The organism is Ornithinimicrobium faecis, assembly GCF_023923225.1.
In the GTDB taxonomy this organism is placed as follows: domain Bacteria; phylum Actinomycetota; class Actinomycetes; order Actinomycetales; family Dermatophilaceae; genus Ornithinicoccus; species Ornithinicoccus faecis.
Genome location: NZ_CP099489.1, coordinates 2,615,756 through 2,635,956, shown reverse-complemented (window position 1 = coordinate 2,635,956; position 20,201 = coordinate 2,615,756). Strand labels below are relative to the sequence as shown.

The 20,201-nt window shown below is 68.8% G+C and carries 18 protein-coding genes; 16 read left to right on the top strand and 2 right to left on the bottom strand.

Features of this window, described 5'->3' with window-relative positions:
* Positions 1-116 precede the first annotated feature (116 nt).
* The gene (locus NF556_RS12205) at positions 117-1,574 is read left to right on the top strand and encodes a GuaB1 family IMP dehydrogenase-related protein (RefSeq protein WP_252591205.1); all 1,458 of its coding nucleotides are present in this window, start codon (positions 117-119) and stop codon (positions 1,572-1,574) included.
* Positions 1,575-1,686: 112 nt separating this feature from the next.
* Here the strand turns inward: NF556_RS12205 and ppgK are convergent, their stop codons facing one another.
* Positions 1,687-2,460 carry a polyphosphate--glucose phosphotransferase gene (gene ppgK, locus NF556_RS12200; protein WP_252591204.1) on the bottom strand — a complete coding sequence of 258 codons (774 nt, stop codon included), beginning with the start codon at positions 2,458-2,460 and terminating at the stop codon, positions 1,687-1,689.
* Between the two features lie 51 nt (positions 2,461-2,511).
* On the bottom strand, positions 2,512-3,375 hold the full coding sequence (gene map, locus NF556_RS12195; protein ID WP_252591203.1) for a type I methionyl aminopeptidase: 864 nt from the start codon (positions 3,373-3,375) through the stop codon (positions 2,512-2,514).
* A gap of 45 nt (positions 3,376-3,420) precedes the next feature.
* On the opposite strand from map, the gene NF556_RS12190 reads away from it, so the two are divergent.
* From NF556_RS12190 to NF556_RS12120, 15 genes are all read left to right on the top strand, one after another.
* Positions 3,421-3,654 carry a methionine aminopeptidase gene (locus tag NF556_RS12190; RefSeq protein WP_252591202.1) on the top strand — a complete coding sequence of 78 codons (234 nt, stop codon included), beginning with the start codon at positions 3,421-3,423 and terminating at the stop codon, positions 3,652-3,654.
* A gap of 311 nt (positions 3,655-3,965) precedes the next feature.
* Positions 3,966-5,303, top strand: a complete 1,338-nt coding sequence (locus tag NF556_RS12185; protein ID WP_252591201.1) for a glutamine synthetase family protein — start codon at positions 3,966-3,968, stop codon at positions 5,301-5,303.
* On the top strand, positions 5,300-8,383 hold the full coding sequence (locus tag NF556_RS12180; protein ID WP_252591200.1) for a bifunctional [glutamine synthetase] adenylyltransferase/[glutamine synthetase]-adenylyl-L-tyrosine phosphorylase: 3,084 nt from the start codon (positions 5,300-5,302) through the stop codon (positions 8,381-8,383). The genes NF556_RS12185 and NF556_RS12180 overlap by 4 nt, the downstream gene beginning before the upstream one ends.
* Positions 8,384-8,509: 126 nt before the next feature.
* A complete protein-coding gene (locus NF556_RS12175) occupies positions 8,510-9,142 on the top strand; it encodes a hypothetical protein (protein ID WP_252591199.1) in 633 nt (210 codons plus the stop codon).
* Complete coding sequence (locus NF556_RS12170; protein ID WP_252591198.1) at positions 9,139-9,897, top strand: HisA/HisF-related TIM barrel protein; 759 nt, start codon at positions 9,139-9,141, stop codon at positions 9,895-9,897. Before NF556_RS12175 ends, NF556_RS12170 begins: the two co-directional genes overlap by 4 nt.
* A complete protein-coding gene (locus tag NF556_RS12165; RefSeq protein ID WP_252591197.1) occupies positions 9,894-10,781 on the top strand; it encodes an SseB family protein in 888 nt (295 codons plus the stop codon). The genes NF556_RS12170 and NF556_RS12165 overlap by 4 nt, the downstream gene beginning before the upstream one ends.
* 132 nt (positions 10,782-10,913) lie before the next feature.
* A complete protein-coding gene (locus NF556_RS12160) occupies positions 10,914-12,263 on the top strand; it encodes a hypothetical protein (protein ID WP_252591196.1) in 1,350 nt (449 codons plus the stop codon).
* Positions 12,264-12,729: 466 nt separating this feature from the next.
* Positions 12,730-13,377, top strand: coding sequence for a translation initiation factor IF-3 (gene infC, locus NF556_RS12155; protein WP_252595794.1), 648 nt, complete (start codon positions 12,730-12,732; stop codon positions 13,375-13,377).
* A gap of 71 nt (positions 13,378-13,448) precedes the next feature.
* Entirely contained in the window at positions 13,449-13,643 is a 195-nt protein-coding gene (rpmI, locus tag NF556_RS12150; protein ID WP_252591195.1) for a 50S ribosomal protein L35, read from the top strand.
* Positions 13,644-13,675: 32 nt separating this feature from the next.
* Positions 13,676-14,071, top strand: a complete 396-nt coding sequence (gene rplT, locus NF556_RS12145; RefSeq protein ID WP_252591194.1) for a 50S ribosomal protein L20 — start codon at positions 13,676-13,678, stop codon at positions 14,069-14,071.
* A gap of 32 nt (positions 14,072-14,103) precedes the next feature.
* Positions 14,104-14,916: a TrmH family RNA methyltransferase gene (locus NF556_RS12140; RefSeq protein WP_252591193.1), complete on the top strand. Its 813-nt coding sequence runs from the start codon at positions 14,104-14,106 to the stop codon at positions 14,914-14,916.
* Between the two features lie 3 nt (positions 14,917-14,919).
* On the top strand, positions 14,920-15,693 hold the full coding sequence (locus NF556_RS12135; protein ID WP_252591192.1) for a hypothetical protein: 774 nt from the start codon (positions 14,920-14,922) through the stop codon (positions 15,691-15,693).
* 61 nt (positions 15,694-15,754) lie between these two features.
* Positions 15,755-16,849, top strand: a complete 1,095-nt coding sequence (pheS, locus tag NF556_RS12130) for a phenylalanine--tRNA ligase subunit alpha (protein WP_252591191.1) — start codon at positions 15,755-15,757, stop codon at positions 16,847-16,849.
* Positions 16,849-19,398 carry a phenylalanine--tRNA ligase subunit beta gene (gene pheT / locus NF556_RS12125; RefSeq protein ID WP_252591190.1) on the top strand — a complete coding sequence of 850 codons (2,550 nt, stop codon included), beginning with the start codon at positions 16,849-16,851 and terminating at the stop codon, positions 19,396-19,398. The genes pheS and pheT overlap by 1 nt, the downstream gene beginning before the upstream one ends.
* A complete protein-coding gene (locus NF556_RS12120) occupies positions 19,395-20,168 on the top strand; it encodes an SDR family NAD(P)-dependent oxidoreductase (protein ID WP_252591189.1) in 774 nt (257 codons plus the stop codon). The genes pheT and NF556_RS12120 overlap by 4 nt, the downstream gene beginning before the upstream one ends.
* The last annotated feature ends 33 nt before the right edge of the window (positions 20,169-20,201 follow it).

Below are 20,201 nucleotides of genomic sequence, written 5' to 3'. Positions count from 1 at the left end.
CCCACCGTATGCCGAGTGGCTGGGTCCCGCAGCAGGGTGCCCCAGGGGTGTGACGAAGGTGGGCGGGGGAGCGGCTCGACACCCATCTTTGGCCCGTGGCCACGTAGGCTGCTGGCGTGGAATTCCTCGGCGGCATGCAACCCCAACACGATCTGACCTACAACGACGTCTTCATGGTGCCCTCCAGGTCGTCGGTGACCTCGCGGATGGACGTGGACCTCACCACACCCGACGCGGTGGGCACGACCGTGCCGATCGTGGTGGCCAACATGACGGCGGTCTCCGGCAAGCGGATGGCCGAGACCGTCGCACGCCGCGGAGCTGTCGCGGTGCTGCCGCAGGACATCCCGGTGGAGGCGATCGAGGAGACGGTCAGGGCCGTCAAGGACGCGCACCCGATCTATGAGACGCCCATCGTCGTCGAGCCCGGATCGCCTGTGGCACAGGTTCTCTCCGTGATGGGCAAGCGCGCCCACCACGCGGCAGTCGTGGTCGAGGACGGACGCCCCCTCGGCATCGTGACCGAGCAGGACTGCACCGGGGTCGACCGCTTCGCCCAGGTGCGTGACGTCATGCACGAGCCGGAGGTCGTGGTGCCCGAGGGGACCGACGTCCGTGAGGCCTTCGACCTGCTCGACAGCCAGCACGTCGACCTCGCGCCAGTTGTCGCGGGGGACACCCTGCGCGGCGTGGTGACGCGACGCGGCCTGCTGCGCTCGGCGATCTACACCCCGGCCCTTGACGGGCAGGGTCGGCTGCGCATCGGCGCGGCCGTCGGCATCAACGGCGACGTGCGGGCCCGCACCGAGGCGGTCCTGTCCTTCGGCATTGACGTGTTGGTCGTCGACACCGCCCACGGGCACCAGGAGAAGATGATCGAGGTGCTGCCGTCGGTGCGTGAGGCGCGCGACGCCCACGAGCAGGCGACCGGGATCCGGGTGCCTCTGGTGGCTGGCAATGTGGTCTCGGCCGAGGGGGCCCGCGACCTGGCCGGTGCCGGTGCGGACATCATCAAGGTCGGTGTCGGACCGGGGGCCATGTGCACCACCCGCATGATGACCGGCGTGGGGCGCCCACAGTTCTCTGCCGTGCTGGAGTGTGCTGCGGCCGCGAAGGACGCCGGTGCCCAGGTGTGGGCCGATGGTGGCGTGAAATATCCCCGCGACGTCGCCCTCGCTCTCGCCGCCGGCGCCGCCAGCGTCATGATCGGCTCCTGGTTCGCGGGCACCTATGAGAGCCCCGGTGACTTGCAGCGCGACGGCTCGGACAAGCTCTACAAGGAGAGCTTCGGGATGGCCTCGGCTCGCGCCGTCAGCAACCGGACCAAGGACCGCTCGGCCTTCGACCGCGCCCGGCTCGCACTGTTCGAGGAGGGCATCTCCAGCTCGCGGATGTATCTCGACCCCGAGCGCCCCGGCGTGGAGGACGTGCTCGACCAGATCATCTCCGGCGTCCGCTCGGCGTTCACCTATGCCGGTGCCGACTCGATCGGCGCCTTCCACTCGCGCGCGATCGTGGGCATCCAGGGCGCCGCTGGCTATGACGAGGGCCGCCCCCGCCACACGTCCTGGTGACCCGCAAAAAGATAAAGGTTTCGTACACGTCCCACGCATTTTCGTAGAGGTTTCGTACGCCGGACGGGCGTGCGAAACCTTTATCAAAAGCTGGGGAAGGCGTGCGAGACCTTTATATTTTTTGGTGGGAGGCGTGCCAGGCGGCGCCGATGATGCCGGCGTCGTTGCGCAGCTTTGCGGGGACGATCTTGGTGCGCAGGTCCAGCAGCGGCAGGAACTTGTCGGCCTTCTTGGAGACCCCGCCGCCGACGATGATCAGCTCGGGCCAGAACAGGTCCTCAACGTGGCGATAGAAGTCCTGCAGGCGCTCGGCCCACTCCTCCCAGGACAGGTCCTTGTCCTCCCGGACGCTGGCGGCGGCCCGGTGCTCGGCCTCCTTGCCGTCCAGCTCCAGGTGGCCCAGTTCCGTGTTGGGCACCAGCTGGCCGTTGAGGAAGAGGGCTGAGCCGATGCCGGTGCCCAGGGTGGTCAGCAGCACGACGCCCTTCACGTCCCGGCCCGCGCCATAGTGCACCTCGGCCTCGCCGGCGGCGTCGGCGTCGTTCATGACCACCACCGGTCGCTTGAGCACCTTGGTGAACAACTTGTCCGCATCAGTGTCGATCCAGGAGTCGTCGATGTTGGCGGCGCTCTGGGTCACGCCGTGGTGAACGACGGCCGGGACGGTCACACCGACGGGGGAGTCCTTGCCAACCTCGTCAGCGAAGTCGTCCGCGATCTGCGCGACGATCTCAGCGACGTCCTGAGGTTTGGCCTTCTTGGGGGTGTCGATGCGGATCCGCTCGGTCGCGAACTCGCCCTTGTCCAGATCCACGGGGGCACCCTTGATGCCGCTGCCGCCGATGTCGATGCCCAGAACCAGGCCCTTGCCCTTGGACGTGCTCATGCGTGTCTCCTCATCGGTTGCTGGCAGCAGCACGTTAGTGCCTGGACCGGCTCAGGGCAGTGTCAGGATCTCGTTGCCGGTCTCGGTGATCAGGATCATGTGCTCGAACTGCGCTGACCGGCGCAGGTCAGCGGTGACCACGGTCCACCCGTCGTCCCACTCGTCCCAGTCTGGACTCCCCAGATTCAGCATGGGCTCGATGGTGAACGTCATGCCCGGCTCGATCAGTTGGCCATACTCCGGGGCGGCGTCGTAGTGCGGGATGACGAGGCCGGAGTGGAAGCTCTCGCCGATGCCGTGGCCGGTGTAGTCGCGCACCACGCCATAACCGAAGCGCTTGGCGTAGGACTCGATGACCCGCCCGATAACGTTGATCGGCCTCCCGGGCAGCGCGGCCTTGATCGCGCGGCGCAACGACTCCTCGGTCCGCTCGACCAGCAGCCGCGATTCCTCGTCGACATCGCCGACCAGGAAGGTCGCGTTGTTGTCGCCGTGCACGCCACCGATGAAGGCGGTGACGTCGACATTGACGATGTCGCCGTCCTCGAGCGGGCGTGAGTCGGGGATGCCGTGGCAGATCACTTCGTTGACCGAGGTGCACAGCGACTTGGGGAAGCCGCGATAGCCCAGGGTCGAGGGATAGGCCCCGTGGTCGAGCATGAACTCGTGGCCGACCCGGTCGAGCTCCTCGGTGGTCACACCCGGCGCGACGGCCGCGCCGACGGCTTCGAGCGTCTGGGCACCGATCCGCCCGGCGATGCGCATCCGCTCAATCGTCTCGGAGTCCTTGACCTCTGAGCCGGTGAACTTCGCCGGAGCCGGCCGGTCGACATACTCGGGCCGTTCGATCGAGGCGGGGACAGGGCGGCGTGGGGAGACCTGCCCGGGGGCAACGGTTGCGGTGACACTCGGCATACGGTGGAGTCTAGGCAACAGCCCCGGACGACAAGGAGTCGCGTGATGTCCTACTGGTTCAACGTCAAGACCGGCCAGGTTGAGGCCCACGACGATCCCGGCCGTGCCCAGGGCGGTGATCTGATGGGCCCCTACGAGACCGAGACCGAGGCCTCGGGGGCGCTGGAGTCGGCCCGCAAGCGCACCGAGGAGTGGGACGAGGCCGAGCGGCGCGAGCGCGAGTGGGAGACCGGGGACGCCGACTCCAACCGCTCGGACAACAACCCGCTCAACGGCTGACCCAAGGTGGGCGGGAGTTCGGCGACGCGCTCCCGTCAGTCGTTGGTGCCCGGCCCTGAATTGTCGACGGAACAGCCGACGTTCGCGACCGCCAGCAGGCAGATCAGTGTCCCAGCACTCATTGATGACCGCTTCCGCATGCTCCATCTCCGATCCGTCGCGAACTCCCGAGACACGGGCCTCACCTGAGTGTCCCCTGGCCCGGCACCGGGTCAAGGCTGAGGCCCAGGGTGTGCCCATTCAGTGACCGCAGATCGAGACGATGACGGCGTGGCTCTGGATGTCGCGGGCGCATACGGCAGGATGACGGCATGGATCGTCAGCAGGAATATGTCCTCCGCACCATCGAGGAACGGGACATCCGGTTTGTCCGGCTCTGGTTCACCGACGTGCTCGGTGCGCTGAAGTCGGTGGCCGTGGCTCCCGCAGAGCTCGAGCAGGCCTTCGCCGAGGGCATCGGCTTCGACGGCAGCGCCATCGAGGGCTTCACCCGGGTCTATGAGGCGGACATGATCGTCCAGCCCGACGCGAGCACCTTCACCGTGATCCCGTGGCGCGGCGACAACCCCGGCACCGCACGCATGTTCTGCGACATCCGGATGCCCGACGGCGCACCGGCCGGCAACGACTCGCGCAACGTGCTGCGCCGCGCCCTGGACTCGGCCGCCGAGGACGGGTTCACCTTCTACACCCACCCCGAGATCGAGTTCTATCTGTTCAAGGAGCCCTACGACGCCAAGGTCGGTCCCGTCCCGATCGACCAGGCGGGCTATTTCGACCACGTCGCCCGCGGCGACGGCCACGACTTCCGCAGGGCCGCGATCACGATGCTGGAGAAGATGGGCATCTCGGTGGAGTACTCCCACCACGAGGGCGGCCCGGGACAGAACGAGATCGACCTGCGCTATGCCGACGCCCTGTCGATGGCCGACAACATCATGACCTTCCGCACCGTGGTGCGCGAGGTCGCCCTGCAGCACGGCGCACTGGCCTCGTTCATGCCCAAACCCCTTGCCGGACAGCCTGGCTCGGCGATGCACACGCACGTCTCGCTCTTCGAGGGCGACAAGAACGCCTTCTATGAACCGACCGCGAGCTATGAGCTCAGCACGACCGGGCGCCGGTTCACCGCCGGGGTGCTGCGGCACGCGCGCGAGATCACCGCCGTCACCAACCAGTGGGTCAATTCCTACAAACGCATCTGGGGCGGCGGCGAGGCACCGGCGCACGTCTGCTGGGGCCACAACAACCGCAGCGCCCTGGTCCGCGTGCCGATGTACAGCATCGGCAAGGGCCACAGCCGGCGCATCGAGATCCGCTCGCTGGACTCGGCCTGCAACCCCTACCTGTCCTTCGCGCTCATCCTGGCCGCCGGGCTCAAGGGCGTCCGGGAGGGCTATGAGCTCCCGCCGGAGGCCGAGGACGACGTGTGGGCGCTGACCGACGGGGAGCGGCGGGCCATGGGCATCGACGAGCTGCCGCAGAGCCTGTCCGAGGCGATCCAGGTGATGGAGGAGAGCGAGCTGGTCGCCGAGACCCTGGGGGAGACGGTCTTCGACTTCTTCCTGCGCAACAAGCGCCAGGAGTGGTACGACTACCGCGCTCAGGTGACCCCCTTCGAGCTGGACCGGTATCTGGTCCGGCTGTGACCACGCAGCCACTGCCGGGCGGCCTGGTTCGGGCAGGATTCACCGACGCCCGCCGGGCCGAGCGGCTCCTGGACGAACTGCTCGAGAGTATGCCGAGGGGCACGGGCGCCGACGATCTCACCGGCGCCCTGTCGGTCGTGGCCGACCCCGACGACGCGTTGCTCGGGATGGTCCGGCTGGTTGAGGCAGACCCGGGAACCGCCGCGATCCTGGCCGAGGCCGGCACCGCCCGAGACCGGGTGCTGGCTGTGCTCGGCGGCTCCAGTGCCCTGGCCGACCACTTGGTGCGCCATCCCGAGCACACAGCCGTCCTCGCCGACCCTGCGCCGTTCGGCCGGGGCCAGTTGATGCCCACCCCGCAGGAACTCGTCGAGCGTCTGACCACAGCCGTCGAGGGCCTGTCGGAGCGCGACGGCATGGACGCGCTGCGCGTGGCCTACCGACGTGAGCTGCTGCTGATCGCCGCCGCCGACCTGATCGCTGAGGACCCGCCTGACGTGCTGCCGCAGGTGGCCGCGGCCCTGGCCGACCTGGCGTGCGCCGCCCTCGAGGCGGCGCTGATCCTGGCCCGGGCAGTGGTGGAAAACTCCGAGCGGGTGCGCTTCTCGGTGATCGGCATGGGCAAGACCGGAGGGCGCGAGCTCAACTACATCTCCGACGTCGACGTCGTCTTCCTCGTTGCACCGCTGGCAGACGCGGACGGGGGCGACGCCGCCGGTGACGGGGACGACGCCCCCGCCCACTCGGCATACGACGAGACGGCCTCCGACGACTCCGTGGCCATTGCCACCAAGCTCGCCACAGCGGTCGTGCGGATCTGCGGCCAGTCGACCGGCGAGGGTGCCCTGTGGCAGGTGGACACCGCGCTGCGCCCCGAGGGCAAGAACGGCCCACTGCTGCGCTCGCTGGACTCGCACCGGGAGTACTACACCCGCTGGGCCAAGACCTGGGAGTTCCAGGCCCTGCTCAAGGCCCGGCACGCCGCCGGTGACGAGACGCTCTCGCGGGAGTGGCTCGACCTGGTGCGGCCCATGGTGTGGGAGGCCAGCGCCCGCGACGGCTTCGTAGAGAACGTCCAGGCGATGCGCCGCCGCGTCGAGGAGCACGTGCCGGCCGCCGAGGCGCCCTGGCAGCTGAAGCTGGGACCCGGCGGGCTGCGCGACATCGAGTTCAGCGTGCAACTGCTGCAGCTCGTGCACGGTCGCACGGACGCGGAATTGCACTCCGGCACAACGCTTCAGGCGCTCGGGGCCCTGCGCGATGGCGGTTATGTGGCTCGCGATGACGCCCACGCCCTGGACGAGGCCTATCGCTTCCTGCGCGTCCTGGAGCACCGCATCCAGCTGCACCGGCTGCGCCGCACCCACCTGATGCCCTCCGCGGAGGGTGACCAGCGCCGGCTCGGCCGCTCCATCGGCGCGCGCCGCGACGCCGCAGCCACCGTGGTGCAGCGCTGGCGCTCGCAACAGCGCGAGGTGCGCCGGCTGCACGAGCGACTGTTCTATCGTCCGCTGCTCGCCGCCGTGGCCAAGCTGAGCACCGACGAGGTCCGCCTGTCTCCTGAGGCGGCGCGCGAGCGGCTCAGCGCTCTCGGGTTCCGCGATCCGGCTGGCGCGATGCGGCACCTGGAGTCGCTGACCGAGGGCGTCTCGCGCCGCGCCACGATCCAGCGGCACCTGCTGCCGGTCATGCTCGGTTGGTTCGCCGACGGCGCGGACCCCGACGCCGGTCTGCTCGCCTTCCGCCGGATCAGCGACACCCTGGGCACGACCCACTGGTATCTGAAGATGCTGCGCGACGAGGGCAGCGCCGCCGAACGGCTCGCCCACGTGCTCTCCACCAGCCGGTATGCCGTGGAGCTGCTGATCAGGGCCCCCGAGTCGGTCTCCCTGCTGGGTGAGGCGACCGGCCTGCGGCCGGTTAGTGGGGAGACGCTGCGTGCCCGCATGACGGCTGCTGCCGAGCGGCACGCGGACCCAGCTGACGCGTTCACCGGCATCCGCGCGGTCCGAGCCAAGGAACTGCTCCGGCTGGTCCTGGCGGACCTGGTTGGCGAGATCGACCAGCCCGCGCTGCGGGCCGCCCTGACCGAGCTGACCGACGAGCTGCTGTCGGCCGCTCTGCTGGTCGCCACCCGAGCAGCCGTCGGTGAGGGGCAGCCTGCCGTCCGGATGCTCATCATGGGGATGGGCCGGTTGGGCGGGCGCGAGATGGGCTATGCCAGCGACGCTGACGTGCTCTATGTCTATGAGCCGATCGAGGGAGCCGAGGGCGCTGGAGAGCAGGCCGCCTCGGTCATCACGCACCTGCGCAAGGGATTGTCCGGCAATGGACCCGACCCGGTGCTCGAGCTGGATGCCGGGCTGCGTCCCGAGGGCAAGGCTGGTCCGTTGGTGCGCAGTCTGGAGTCCTATGCCTCCTACTACGAGCGGTGGTCGGCCGGGTGGGAGTCCCAGGCGCTGCTGCGCGCCCGCCCGGTGGGAGGCGACCAGGATCTTGCCGAGCGGTTCCTGGCGCTGATCCAGCCGTTGCGCTGGCCCGAGGGCGGCATTGACCCCAGCGCGGTGCGCGACATCCGCCGGCTCAAGGCTCGGATGGAGGGGGAGCGGCTGCCGCGCGGCGCCGACCCGCGCACGCACTTCAAGCTCGGGCTGGGCGGTCTCACCGACGTCGAGTGGGTCGTGCAGCTCAACCAGTTGGAGCATGCGCACGAGCACGAGGGACTGCGCACCACGGGCACCCTCTCGGCCCTGCATGCGGCGGTCGAGGCCGGCCTGGTCTCGCAGGAGGACGCCTCCGTGCTGCGCCGGGCGTGGACTCTGGCCTCGCGGTTGCGCGACGCCGGAGTGCTCTGGCGCGGCCGCCCGGTCGACTCGGTGCCCAGCGATAGCCGGGAAGCTGAGGGAGTCTCCCGCATCGTCGGCCGCCCGCCGGGTCACGGGGCCGAGCTCGCCGATGAGTGGCGCCGCACCGCCCGACGGTGTCGGCACGTCGTCGAGGAGTTGCTCTATGGCGGCCCGTTGGGGCCCGAGCGCACCCCGAGTGCGGACGCCCGGGGTCCCGTGCGACCCCGTGGCTAGCGATCACCCCACGTGACCACCGCCAGACGGCCGGCGACCACCCGAGCCGACCGTGCGGCATACGTCCGGGCCGTTGGCCGTGCGTGGCAGTCGTCTCGGGGCCGTGGTCCTTCGTAGGATGCAGGGGTGAACAGCCGTCAGCCCCATCCCACAGCTGGGGCTGACAGGTCGGGTCTGCTGCTGTTGCGCGGCGGGCTGTCAGACGTCTCGGCCTGGGTGCGTCGCGGGATTGTCCCCGCCGCCGTGGTGCCGATGGAGGGGTGGACCGCTGTCCTGCCTGAGGAACGGTCGTTTGCCGAGCCGCCCTACACCAACGGTGGGCTGCTGCTCGCCGGGAGGCACGTGCCACGCAAGCTCGGCCCGGGGCTGGGCTTTTGGATCGTGGAGGGCCGGGCCGTCATCACCGTCCAGACGCGGGGGCGTCGCGGCATCCGCTGGGTGGTCTGGGAGCCCGAGCGTGGTGTCGTCACCCCGCCCGACCTGCCCGTCGCCGGTCCGGTGACGTTGCAGCGGGTGGCTGGTGCTGGCCGACGCAACGAGCTGGTCGAGATCCTGCACGAGGTCTATGTCCAGCCTGACCGGTTGCTGGCTGCGGTGGTCGCGGTCCTCGAGCTCCCCGGAGCCAAGTTGTTGGTCGATGCCAGCGGTGTCGCGGACCTGCCCGGCGCCACGTCAGTGCTGCCGGCGCCCCGGGAGGTCGGCTATTTCAACGACGCCGTCCGGGACGCCGTCACGCTGCGGCAGGAGCTGGAGGCGTGAGCCCGCTCGAGCCTGCCGACTCGGTGGCCGGCGTGCTGGCGCCGGAGCTCACCCTGCTGCCGGCCGTCGACATCGCGGGCGGGCGGGCGAGTCAGGTCGTCGGCGATGCCGAGGACGAGCCGGCCCTGGTGGCGGCCGGCTGGGTCGCAGACGGCGCCCAGTGGCTGCACCTGGTGGACCTCGACCGAGCCTTTGGCCGGGGTGACAACGCCGCTCTGATCGCCGAACTGGTGGCGGCACAACCGGTCCCGGTGCAGGTCTCGGGAGGGATCGCCGACGATCAGTCGCTGGCCGTTGCCCTGGCGAGCGGGGCGGCCCGCATCAACCTGGCCAGCACGGCCCTGCGCGACCGCGAGTGGGTGCGCGCAGCGGTGCGCGAGCACGGAGATCGCATCGCCGTCGGCATCGATGTGCGGGGCCACGAGGTGGTGGCGCGGGGGAGCGATGCCCGACTGGGTGCCCTTGATGACGTGCTGGCTGACCTGGACGGCACCGGTTGTCGCACGTATGTCGTGGCCGATGCCAGCCGGGACGGCAGCCTGCACGGGGCCGACGACAACCTGTTCCGTTATGTTGCCGAGCGCGTGGATGGCCGGGTCGTCGCGTCCGGCGGTGTCGCCTCGCTCGAGGACCTGCAGCGACTGGCCGCCCTGGCAGCTGTGGGTGTCAGTGGCGTGGTCCTCGGCGCCGCGCTCTATCACGGGGCGTTCACACTGGCAGAGGCCCTCGAGGTGGCCGGAGGAAGGAACCCATGACCAACCCTGACAACGGCCACCCTGACAACGGCAGCCGAGAAAACAGCCCTGAGACTGCCTCAGCGGGCGCGGACGCCGCGCAGCAGATCCAGCGCCGGTTTGCTGGTCACGACCCAGCAGCCGGCACCGACACCGGGGGCACCCCGTGGGCCGGGCGCCAGCTCACCAGCACCGGCTTCGACGGTGACACCGGCACAGCCGATGCGCGCCTGCTGGAGCTGCTGACGACGCCCGCCCCTGCTGGGGATGTCGAGGCTGGGGATGTCGAGGCGGCCTTTGACGCCGACACCGCCCTGGTGGAGCTCGTCGCTGCCGCTCGCCTGCTCGTGCCCGTCGTGGCCGTCGCCGGCGAGATGACCGAGGTCAACGGGCTGGTCAGTGATGCCTCCAGTGACATGGCCGCCGTGACGCTGGTCAGCCCACAGGGTGAGAAGGCGCTGCCAGCATTCACCAGTCTGCAGACCCTCGCCGACTGGGACTCCAGTGCTCGTCCGGTCCCAGTTACGGCGCAGCGTGCTGCCCAGGCCGCGGTGCAGGAGGGCTGCCATCAGATCGTGCTCGACGTGGGTGCCTCGAGCTATGGCGTGCTGCGCGGGTCGATGGTCTGGTCCCTGGCGATGGACCGCCCGTGGGTCGCTCCGCACCGTGACCCCCAGGTGCGGGCCGGCGTGGAAGCCGCCGTGGCGGACGAGCCGGCCGTCGTCCGGGTGGCACTCGCGGGAGGTCCCGGCGGCGCCCTGCGCATCGACTTGGCCCTCCTGCCGGGCCTGGCTCCCGAGGATCTGCAACAGCTCGCGCAGCGTGTGGGGGAGCGCATCGCGCTTGATGGCGAGGTCCGCGCTCGCATCGACGCTCTGGCCTTCAGCGTGACCGCGGCGAGTTAGCTTCGGACGAAGCGGCATCGATTCTAGAAGGGCACTGGTGTTCTTGACCTCTTTTGGCGTGGCTCATTGAGATGCGTCAGAGGCCACAGCTAAGGTCTGGGCATCCCGTGAACTGAGTTTTAGGAGAAGTTCGTGACTGAGGCAGCGTGGCATGAAGCGCGACTGATCCCTACTTCGGGCATTTCCGGTGCAGAAGAGCAAGAGCAAAGGGCCACGTCGGCACTGCTGGCTGTCCTCGGGGCAGTCCGAGAATTTGGACAGGGCCTCCTCAAGCCACTTGGAGCACCGTCGGGCCTCATTGAGACGTTTGTCGAGGTTCCGTTTGATCTGGCAGGACGCCGGATATTTCCCGATGGCCTGATCAGGGTCACACGTGGCAAGCGTGAGTGGGTGTCCCTTGTGGAGGTCAAGACTGGTCGCAACAACCTAAACGGCGAGCAGCTCGAGAACTACCTCGACGTGGCCAAGGAGCAAGGGTTCGATGCACTGATCACGATCAGCAATGAAATCCCGCCCGCGGTCGGTGTGCACCCTACGAAGGTGGACAAGCGGAAATTGCGCAAAGTTGCGATTCACCACTGGAGTTGGACTTTTGTGCTGTCGACGGCAGTCGTGCAGAAGGAGCATCGCGGCGTCTCTGATCCCGAGCAGGCCTGGATCCTTGGCGAGCTGATCCGCTATCTGGAGCATCCACGGTCCGGTGCGATGGAGTTGGAAGACATGGGCAGCTCATGGGTCCCGGTGAGGCAGGCTGTCACTTCGGGGACGCTCAGGAGCGGTGATGTGGGTGCGGCTGATGTCGTCGCACGCTGGGATGCTCTCCTCCGGTATGTCGGCCTCCGTTTGGGGAGGGAACTGGGCACGGATGTGACTCAGGTGCTGTCACGAAAAGAAGTGGCGGAGCCACAACTGCGTGTGCAGGCACTTGTTGAATCGCTAGCGTCTCAAGGCCAACTATTTGGCGCGCTGAAGGTGCCAGATGCGGTGGCGCCTATCCATATCACCGCGGACCTGCGCGCTGGCCAAGTTTCCTGCCACGTAGATGTGGAGGCGCCACGTGAGGGTCGTCCAACAACGCGGGTCAACTGGCTCATTCGGCAACTCAAGAACGCCCCTGCCGACGCTCGTCTTGAGGCGTTCGTCCTGAACGGTCGCGGCCCTGGTGTGACTGAACTCCTTGGGAAGGTCCGCGACGATCCGAGTTTGCTGGTCCAGGATCCCAAACGCGAGATCAAGTCCTTCCGGGTTGCCGTGAGCTTCCCGTTGGGAACGAAGCGAGGGCGCGGACGCGGTGCCTTCATCGACTCTGTCGTGGAGTCAGTGGACACGTGTTATGCAGATGTGCTCCAGCAACTCAAGGCATGGGTCGCTCGTCCACCGCGCATGCGTGACGTGGATCTTCCCCCGGCGAAGGAGTCTGCGCTTTCCTCGACGGCGCTCTCATCTCAGGATGGGCCAGACTATGAAGGTCAGGACTCCTAGTCGGACCGGTTGGTGCCGAAGTGGTGTTGCCGAACCTGTGCCCTGGCCCACGACACGCCGCATCGAAGAGCGCACAGTGCAGGACACGCGGGGGTGTGGAGCAGGTGCGTCCACGACGGAGGAGCGGCGAGGGAACTGCGTGGGAGTTGCACAGGGCCCAACCGATTGGAGTCGGGAACCGCCTGCCTGCTACCATGGACGCATCCAGGTGTTCCATCTGTCACGGCGCTCGCGCTGAAGCATTCGGGACACTGTGCAAGTGAGGCCTTGAGCTTCCACCCGCGTTGACCCTTTGGGTTGCCGGGTTCACTGGTCCGCCACCTCGTGAGGGTGAGACGGTCGACGGGGCAACCCATCGGCATGCGTCTTGTTCTGTGGCGACACTCCAGGCCTCTCGTGCACCCGTGCCGAGGGGCCTCTCCTCGTTTCGGGGGGTGTCCACTGACACGAAACGAAGGAGTAGGCAATCAGCGAGCCTCGAATCAACGACCGCATCCGGGTCCCGGAAGTGCGGTTGGTTGGCCCTAACGGTGAGCAGGTTGGGATCGTGCGCGTCGAGGACGCGCTCCGCCTGGCCGCCGAAGCAGACCTCGACCTGGTCGAGGTGGCCCCCATGGCGCGACCGCCGGTGGCCAAGCTCATGGACTTTGGCAAGTACAAGTACGAAGCCGCCGTGAAGGCCCGTGAGGCACGGAAGAACCAGGTCAACACGATCATCAAGGAGATCAAGCTCCGCCCGAAGATCGACAGCCACGACTATGAGACCAAGAAGGGTCACGTCGTGCGCTTCCTCAAGGGTGGCGACAAGGTCAAGGTGACGATCATGTTCCGCGGTCGCGAGCAGTCGCGACCCGAGTTGGGCTTCCGGCTGTTGCAGAAGCTGGCCGAGGACGTCGTCGAGCTCGGCTTCGTCGAGAGCTCGCCCAAGCAGGACGGCCGCAACATGGTCATGGTCCTGGGGCCGGCCAAGAAGAAGACGGCCGTGCGCAACGAGAAGCGTGCCGAGAAGGCTGCTTCGGCCGCGGCTGAGGAGTCGCACGACGACCCCAGCGCAACGGACGTCAGCGAGGCCACCGAGGCTCCGCAGGACGCCGAGACCAGCACTGCCAGCTGAGTCAGCAGCACAGGATTTTCCACGCAAGCACGCGGCCCGAACGGGCTGCATCGAGCAACGAGGAGTCGGCCATGCCGAAGATGAAGACGCACAGCGGCGCCAAGAAGCGTTTCCGGGTGACCGGGACGGGCAAGATCATGCACCAGCGTGCCCGCCACGTCCACAAGTTCCAGGAGCGCACCGCCACCGCGGCCCGTCGCCTGGCCAACGACAAGGTCCTGTCCGCCCCGGACGAGAAGACCGCCAAGAAGCTGCTCGGCCGCTGAGCCAGCACCCCATCAACTAAAGGAGTTCTCACGTGGCACGCGTGAAGCGGGCGGTCAACGCCCACAAGAAGCGTCGGGTTGTTCTCGAGCGCGCCAGCGGCTACCGGGGCCAGCGGTCCCGTCTCTACCGCAAGGCCAAGGAGCAGGTCACCCACTCGCTGGTCTACAGCTACCGTGACCGTCGCGCCCGCAAGGGTGACTTCCGTCGCCTCTGGATCCAGCGCATCAACGCTGCGGCCCGCGCCAACGGCATGACCTACAACCGGTTCATCCAGGGTCTGAAGATCGCCGAGGTCGAGGTCGACCGTCGCATGCTGGCCGAGCTGGCCGTGCACGACGAGGCAGCCTTCACCGCGCTCGTCGAGATCGCCAAGGCCAACGTTCCGGCCCAGGCTGACGCCAAGGCCGACGACACCTCTGCCGCCTGAGCCACCGCAACATCCCGACGGCCCAGGGCACTGTGACCACCGACCCCGACCTGCTGAGCAACGCTCGCAGCGAACGGGTCAGGTCGGTCCGGTCCCTGGGCCGTCGTGCTGTCCGGGAGCGGCAGCGACTCTTTGTGGTCGAGGGCCCTCAGGGCGTCCGGGAACTGCTCTCGTATGCCGGATCGGTCGCCCGAGACCTGTATCTCACCCCCTCTGCTGCTGAGCGGCACGCCGACATCGTGGGGCTGGCCGAGCAGGCCGGTGTCCGGGTGCGTCCGTGCACGGACGAGGTGTTGGCCGCCATGACCGACACCCCACACCCGCAGGGCATGATCGCCGTCGCTGCCCCGGTGGACGTTCCACTGGCCGAGGCGTTGGCTGCCGTGGGGGACGGCTTCGTCGCGGTGCTCACCAACGTGCGCGATCCCGGCAACGCCGGCACGGTCCTGCGAGCCGCTGATGCGTTCGGGGCGTCCGCGGTGTTGGTGAGCGACGCCAGCGTCGACATCTACAACCCCAAGGTGGTGCGCTCCACGGTGGGGTCGCTGTTCCACCTGCCGGTGAGCGTCGGCACTCCCGTGGCTGAGCTGCTGGCCGCGTGCCAGGCGGCCGGCCTTCGCATCCTGGCCGCCGACGGCTCCGGCACCACGTCGCTGCCTGACGCAGACCTGTCCGTTCCACACGCCTGGGTGATGGGCAACGAGGCGTGGGGCCTGGAGCCCGAGGTTCGTGACCTCTGCGACGACGTCGTGTCCATCCCGATCGTGCGTGCGGAGTCGCTCAATCTGGCGATGGCCGCGACAGTCTGCCTTCACGCCTCATCGTCGCGCATGCTGTTGCCTTAGCATGTGAGCGACCACACCGTCGTGGGTCGTGCGACAGGCTGCCGGAGGGGCGAGATGTCCAGAGGTGTTCTGCAGGGCGTGGGTCTGATAACCGTCCTGCTCCTCACCGCATGCGGAGGGCCGCAGGATGTGCAACAGAACTCTGAGCCCCCCGTGCCGTCCGGTGCTGTGGAGACTGGCGCTGCGCTGCGGACCAGCGATGCAGAGACCAGCGTGTCCGCATCGAGCGCCAGGGCTGGTGAGACCGTGGCCCCGAGTGACGGCGTTCTTGCTTGGAAGGACACGCCCGAAGGATGGCTCGCGGGGTGGGCAGACAGTCGGGGAATCGAGGATCCGCCTCAAGTGGAGGTCGTTCGGGAGACTCGTCCCGAAGAGATGGGGGAGCTTGTCGCGGATTGCGTTCGAGAGCAGGGGTTTGAGGCCAGAGCTTTTCCGGACCAGAGTTGGGAGACGCGCGGCGGGCCAGGCCAAGCGGAGGCAATCGCCTTGGCGGAATATGTCTGTATCGCGCAGTATCCGCTGCAGCCGCAGTTTTATCAGCCCCTCGACGATGCCCGACTGCGGCAGTCCTACGAGTATCACGTGAACACCACCATTCCGTGCTTGCAAGATTTGGGTTATACGACCCCTGAGCCTCCGAGCGTGGAGGTCTACGTCGAGACGTACCGGGCCAGGGGCGATCAATGGATCGCGCAGACGGCTGGTGATCTGCCCTTCGAGACCATCGACCAGTGTCCGCCTGTCCCGTCCGGGGACGATTTGTTCCCGCCGAACTGAGCGGTGAGTCGAAGCACAACCCGTTCGTCCTGGGCACCCTCGGCAACTTAGACTCGGGCGCGTGTCCGGACCCAACACGAACTATGACCCTGTCGAGGTGAGCGCCCTCGATCCCGAACAGGTCGAGCAGAACGTCACCGACGCCCTCGCCGCCATTGCCGCTGCAGCCAGCCTGGACGACCTCAAGGCCGCGCGCATCGCGCACGCGGGCGAGAAGAGCCCGCTGGCGCTGGCCAACCGCGAGATCGGAGCCCTGCCGCCGAGTGCCAAGGCCGAGGCCGGCAAGCGCGTCGGCCAGGCCCGCGGGCAGGTCAACAAGGCCCTTGCGTCCCGGCAGTCCGAGCTGGAGGCCGAGCGGGACGAGCGCATCCTGGTCGAGGAGGCGATGGACCTCACGGTGCGCCCGGACCGTCGCCCGTTCGGGCACCGGCACCCGCTGACGCTGACCGCCGAGCGGATGGCCGACGTCATGGTCGGCATGGGTTGGGAGATCGCCGAGGGACCCGGTGTCGAGGCGGAGTGGTTCAACTTCGACGCGCTCAACTTCGACAAGGACCACCCGGCCCGGCAGATGCAGGACACCTTCTTCGTCGACCCCGCCGACGCCGGCATCGTGCTGCGCACGCACACCTCACCCGGCCAGGCCCGCTCGCTGCTCGAGCGTGGCGCCCCGCTCTATGTCGCCGTGCCCGGCAAGACCTTCCGCACCGACGAGCTCGACGCCACCCACACGCCGGTCTTCCACCAGATGGAGGGCCTGGCGATCGACGAGGGCCTGACCATGGCCCACCTGCGGGGCACCCTGGACCGCCTGGCCAGCGCCCTGTTTGGTGACGGTCTGAAGACCAGGTTGCGCCCGGCATACTTCCCGTTCACCGAGCCCAGCGCCGAGATGGACTTCCAGTGCTTCGTCTGCCGCGGCGAGGACACGGACTGCCGCACCTGTGGCGGCACCGGCTGGATTGAGTGGGGCGGCTGCGGCATGGTCAACCACAACGTGCTGCGCGCCTGTGGGGTCGACCCGGAGCGTTATCAGGGCTTCGCCTTCGGCATGGGCATCGAGCGGTCGCTGATGTTCCGCAACCACCTGGCTGACATGCGCGAAATCATCGAGGGAGACGTGCGCTTCAACGCGCAGTTCGGGATGGAGATCTGATGCGGGTTCCCCTTGACTGGCTGAGGGAGTATGCCGAGGTGCCAGCAGGCACGACCGGCACCCAGGTGGCCGCTGACCTCGTCCGGGTTGGCTTGGAGGAGGAGGGCCTGCACGGCGGTGACGTGCAGGGCCCCCTTGTGGTCGGCCGCGTCCTGGAGATGACTCCGGAGGAGCAGAAGAACGGCAAGACGATCAACTGGTGCCAGGTCGATGTGGGCGACGCCAACGGCACCGGCGAGCCCCAGGGCATCGTCTGTGGTGCCCACAACTTCGCGGCCGGCGACCTGGTCGTGGTGATCCTGCCCGGTGGTGTGCTGCCGGGGAACTTCGAGATCTCGGCCCGCAAGACCTATGGCCACGTCAGCGCCGGCATGATCTGCTCCTCCCTGGAGCTCGGCCTCGGCGAGGACCACGACGGCATCATCGTGCTCACCGACTGGCTGGGTGCCGGGGCGCAGGACCTGACCCCGGGCCAGGACGCGATCGCGCTGCTCGGCCTGGACCGCGAGACCGTCGAGGTCAACGTGACCCCGGACCGTGGCTACTGCTTCTCCCTGCGCGGCATCGCGCGGGAGTTCTCGCACAGCACCGGCGTCGTCTATCGCGACCCGGCCCTGGTGCGCGTGGTCGACGGCCAGGAGCAGCCGCTGACCGCCCCCGCGGCCACGCCCGACGGGTTCGGCGTCGAGCTGCAGGACGAGGCACCGCTCGACGCTGCCGACGGCTGCGACCGGTTCGTCACCCGCATCGTGCGGGGCCTGGACCCGCAGGCGCCGACCCCGGCCTGGATGGCCACCCGCCTCACCGAGGCCGGCATGCGCCCGATCAGCCTCGCGGTCGACATCTCCAACTATGTGATGCTCGCCCTCGGTCAGCCCACGCACGCCTATGACCTGCACAAGGTCACCGGGCCGATCGTGGTGCGCCGCGCTCGGGCCGGGGAGAAACTCACCACCCTGGACGACGTCGAGCGCGCGCTGGACCCCGAGGACCTGCTCATCACCGTTGGCGGTGAGACGGTGCTCGGCATCGCCGGCGTCATGGGCGGTGCCTCCAGCGAGGTCAGTGAGACCACCACTGATGTGCTCATCGAGGCCGCGCACTTTGACCCCAAGACGGTCGCTCGCACCTCTCGACGGCACCGGCTCTCCAGCGAGGCGTCCAAGCGTTTCGAGCGCGGGGTCGACCCCGAGCTCGCCCCGCAGGCGGCCCAGCTGATGGTCGAGCTGATGGTCGAGCTCGGCGGTGGCTCCGCTGACCCTGCCGTGACCGATGCGGGCCAGGTCAGCGCCCCCGAGTCGATCGACTTCGACCCCACGATGCCGACGCGCTATGTCGGCGTGGACTACAGCACCGACCGCGTGCGCGAGATCCTGGAGATCATCGGGTGCGCGGTCACGCCCGGCAGCGACGACACCCTCACGGTCACCCCGCCGTCGTGGCGCCCGGACCTGCTCACCGGCCCGGACCTGGTCGAGGAGGTCGCGCGGATCGACGGCTACGACAAGATCCCGTCGCTGCTGCCGACCGCCCCGGGTGGTCGCGGTCTCACCCACGCCCAGCGGGTGCGTCGCACCGTGGCCGCCGCTCTGGCCGGCCAGGGCCTCGACGAGGTCCTCACCTATCCCTTCGTGGGCGACTCCCGCTTCGATGACCTCGGGCTCTCCGCGGATGACCAGCGCCGCCACGCCGTGCGCCTGGCCAACCCGCTGTCCGACGAGGCACCCCTGATGCGCACCGAGTTGCTGCAGACGCTCCCCGATGCGGTGCGCCGCAACCTGGGACGTGGCGCCAAGGACGTCGCGCTCTTCGAGATCGACACCGTCACGCTCCCGGACCTGGCGCGCAAGGCACCAGTCCCAGGCGTCGGCGTCAGGCCCGACGACGGGGTGCTGGAGGAGATCCGCGCCGCTGTCCCGCACCAGCCGCTGCACGTGGCAATGGTCGCCACCGGCCAGACCGAACGTGCCGGGTGGTGGGGCGCAGGGCGCACCACCGACGTCACTGACGTCGTGGGCTGGGCCCACGCCGTCTGCGACGCCCTCGGAGTCGTGGTCGAGCGCCGGCAGACCGAGCGGGAGCCGTTCCACCCCGGCCGTTGTGTCGAGCTCGCACTGCCGGACGGCACGACCATCGGGTGGGCCGGCGAGCTGCACCCCAAGGTCGTCAAGGCCCTCGGCGTGCCCGAGCGCACCGTCGCGGCCGAGCTCGATCTGGACGTGCTGATCGCGGCCAGTGACCGTCGCGCCCAGGGCCAGCCGATGTCCAACCACCCACCGGCTGGCTCGGACATCGCACTCACGGTCTCCCGGAGCGTCAGCTTCGGGGACCTGCTCGAGTCCGTCCGGGCTGGCGCGGGTGACCTGCTGGAGTCGGTCCGCCTGTTCGACGCCTATCGCGGTGACCAGATCGGGGCCGACCAGCAGAGCCTGGCCTTCCACCTGACCTTCCGGGCACCGGACCGGACGTTGAAGACCGAGGAGGTCAACGCTGCCCGCGACGCAGCGGTCGCGCGCGCGGCCAAGGACCACGGCGCGGTGCAGCGATGAGTATGCCGAAGGTGGCGCTCGTCACGGGCGCCTCCCGTGGGATCGGTGCCCACCTGGCCGGTGCGCTGCGCGGCGCGGGGTGGCAGGTCGTCGGCCTGTCCCGTCGCGGAGGGGACGACCCGGCAGGGGAGCCCACCACCGCCTGTGACGTGACCGACGAGGCAGCCGTGCAGACGGTGGTCGACGCAGTCATCGCTGAGGACGGCCGGATCGACCTGCTGGTCAACAACGCTGGACTGGTCGAGCCGGAGGTCCCCCTGTGGGAGGCCGACGCTGAGCAGTGGTGGCAGGTGATGGAGACCAACGTGCGCGGCCCGTTCCTGGTGACCCGCGCCGTGGTGCCGCACATGATCGCAGCCGGTGGAGGGCGCGTCATCAACCTCAACAGTGGGTCCGGCACCCGGGAGAGCCCGGTGCTGACGGCCTATCACGCCAGCAAATCCGCCCTGGCCCGCCTGACCGGCGGCGTCGCGGTGGCGGGCGCCGAGCACAATGTGCAGGCCTTCGACCTGGCCCCGGGCGTTATTGAGACCGACATGACGCACAGCATGCAGATGCACCAGGGCCGCACCGAGTGGACGAGCCCGCAGGACCTGACGGCCCTCGCCCTGGCCATTGCCGACGGCGAGCTCGACGGCTTCTCCGGCCGGATGGTGCGCGCCGGTGCCGACGACCTGGACGTGCTGCGGGCCAAGTCCGCGCAGGGCCTGGGCGAGGGGGAGCGCATGCTCCGACTGCGGCCCTGGGGAGCCGACGACCCCCTGGCCTGAGTCACCGACGGCGACCCGCCCGGCCCTGAGCCC

Bases quoted from the DNA above. Each gene is read 5' to 3' on its own strand.
- NF556_RS12185 (WP_252591201.1), top strand. From the start codon at position 3,966: ATGGATCGTCAGCAGGAATATGTCCTCCGCACCATCGAGGAACGGGAC.
- NF556_RS12165 (WP_252591197.1), top strand. From the start codon at position 9,894: ATGACCAACCCTGACAACGGCCACCCTGACAACGGCAGCCGAGAAAAC.
- NF556_RS12120 (WP_252591189.1), top strand. From the start codon at position 19,395: ATGAGTATGCCGAAGGTGGCGCTCGTCACGGGCGCCTCCCGTGGGATC.
- map (WP_252591203.1), bottom strand. From the start codon at position 3,375: ATGCCGAGTGTCACCGCAACCGTTGCCCCCGGGCAGGTCTCCCCACGC.
- NF556_RS12190 (WP_252591202.1), top strand. From the start codon at position 3,421: ATGTCCTACTGGTTCAACGTCAAGACCGGCCAGGTTGAGGCCCACGAC.
- pheT (WP_252591190.1), top strand. From the start codon at position 16,849: ATGCGGGTTCCCCTTGACTGGCTGAGGGAGTATGCCGAGGTGCCAGCA.
- ppgK (WP_252591204.1), bottom strand. From the start codon at position 2,460: ATGAGCACGTCCAAGGGCAAGGGCCTGGTTCTGGGCATCGACATCGGC.
- rpmI (WP_252591195.1), top strand. From the start codon at position 13,449: ATGCCGAAGATGAAGACGCACAGCGGCGCCAAGAAGCGTTTCCGGGTG.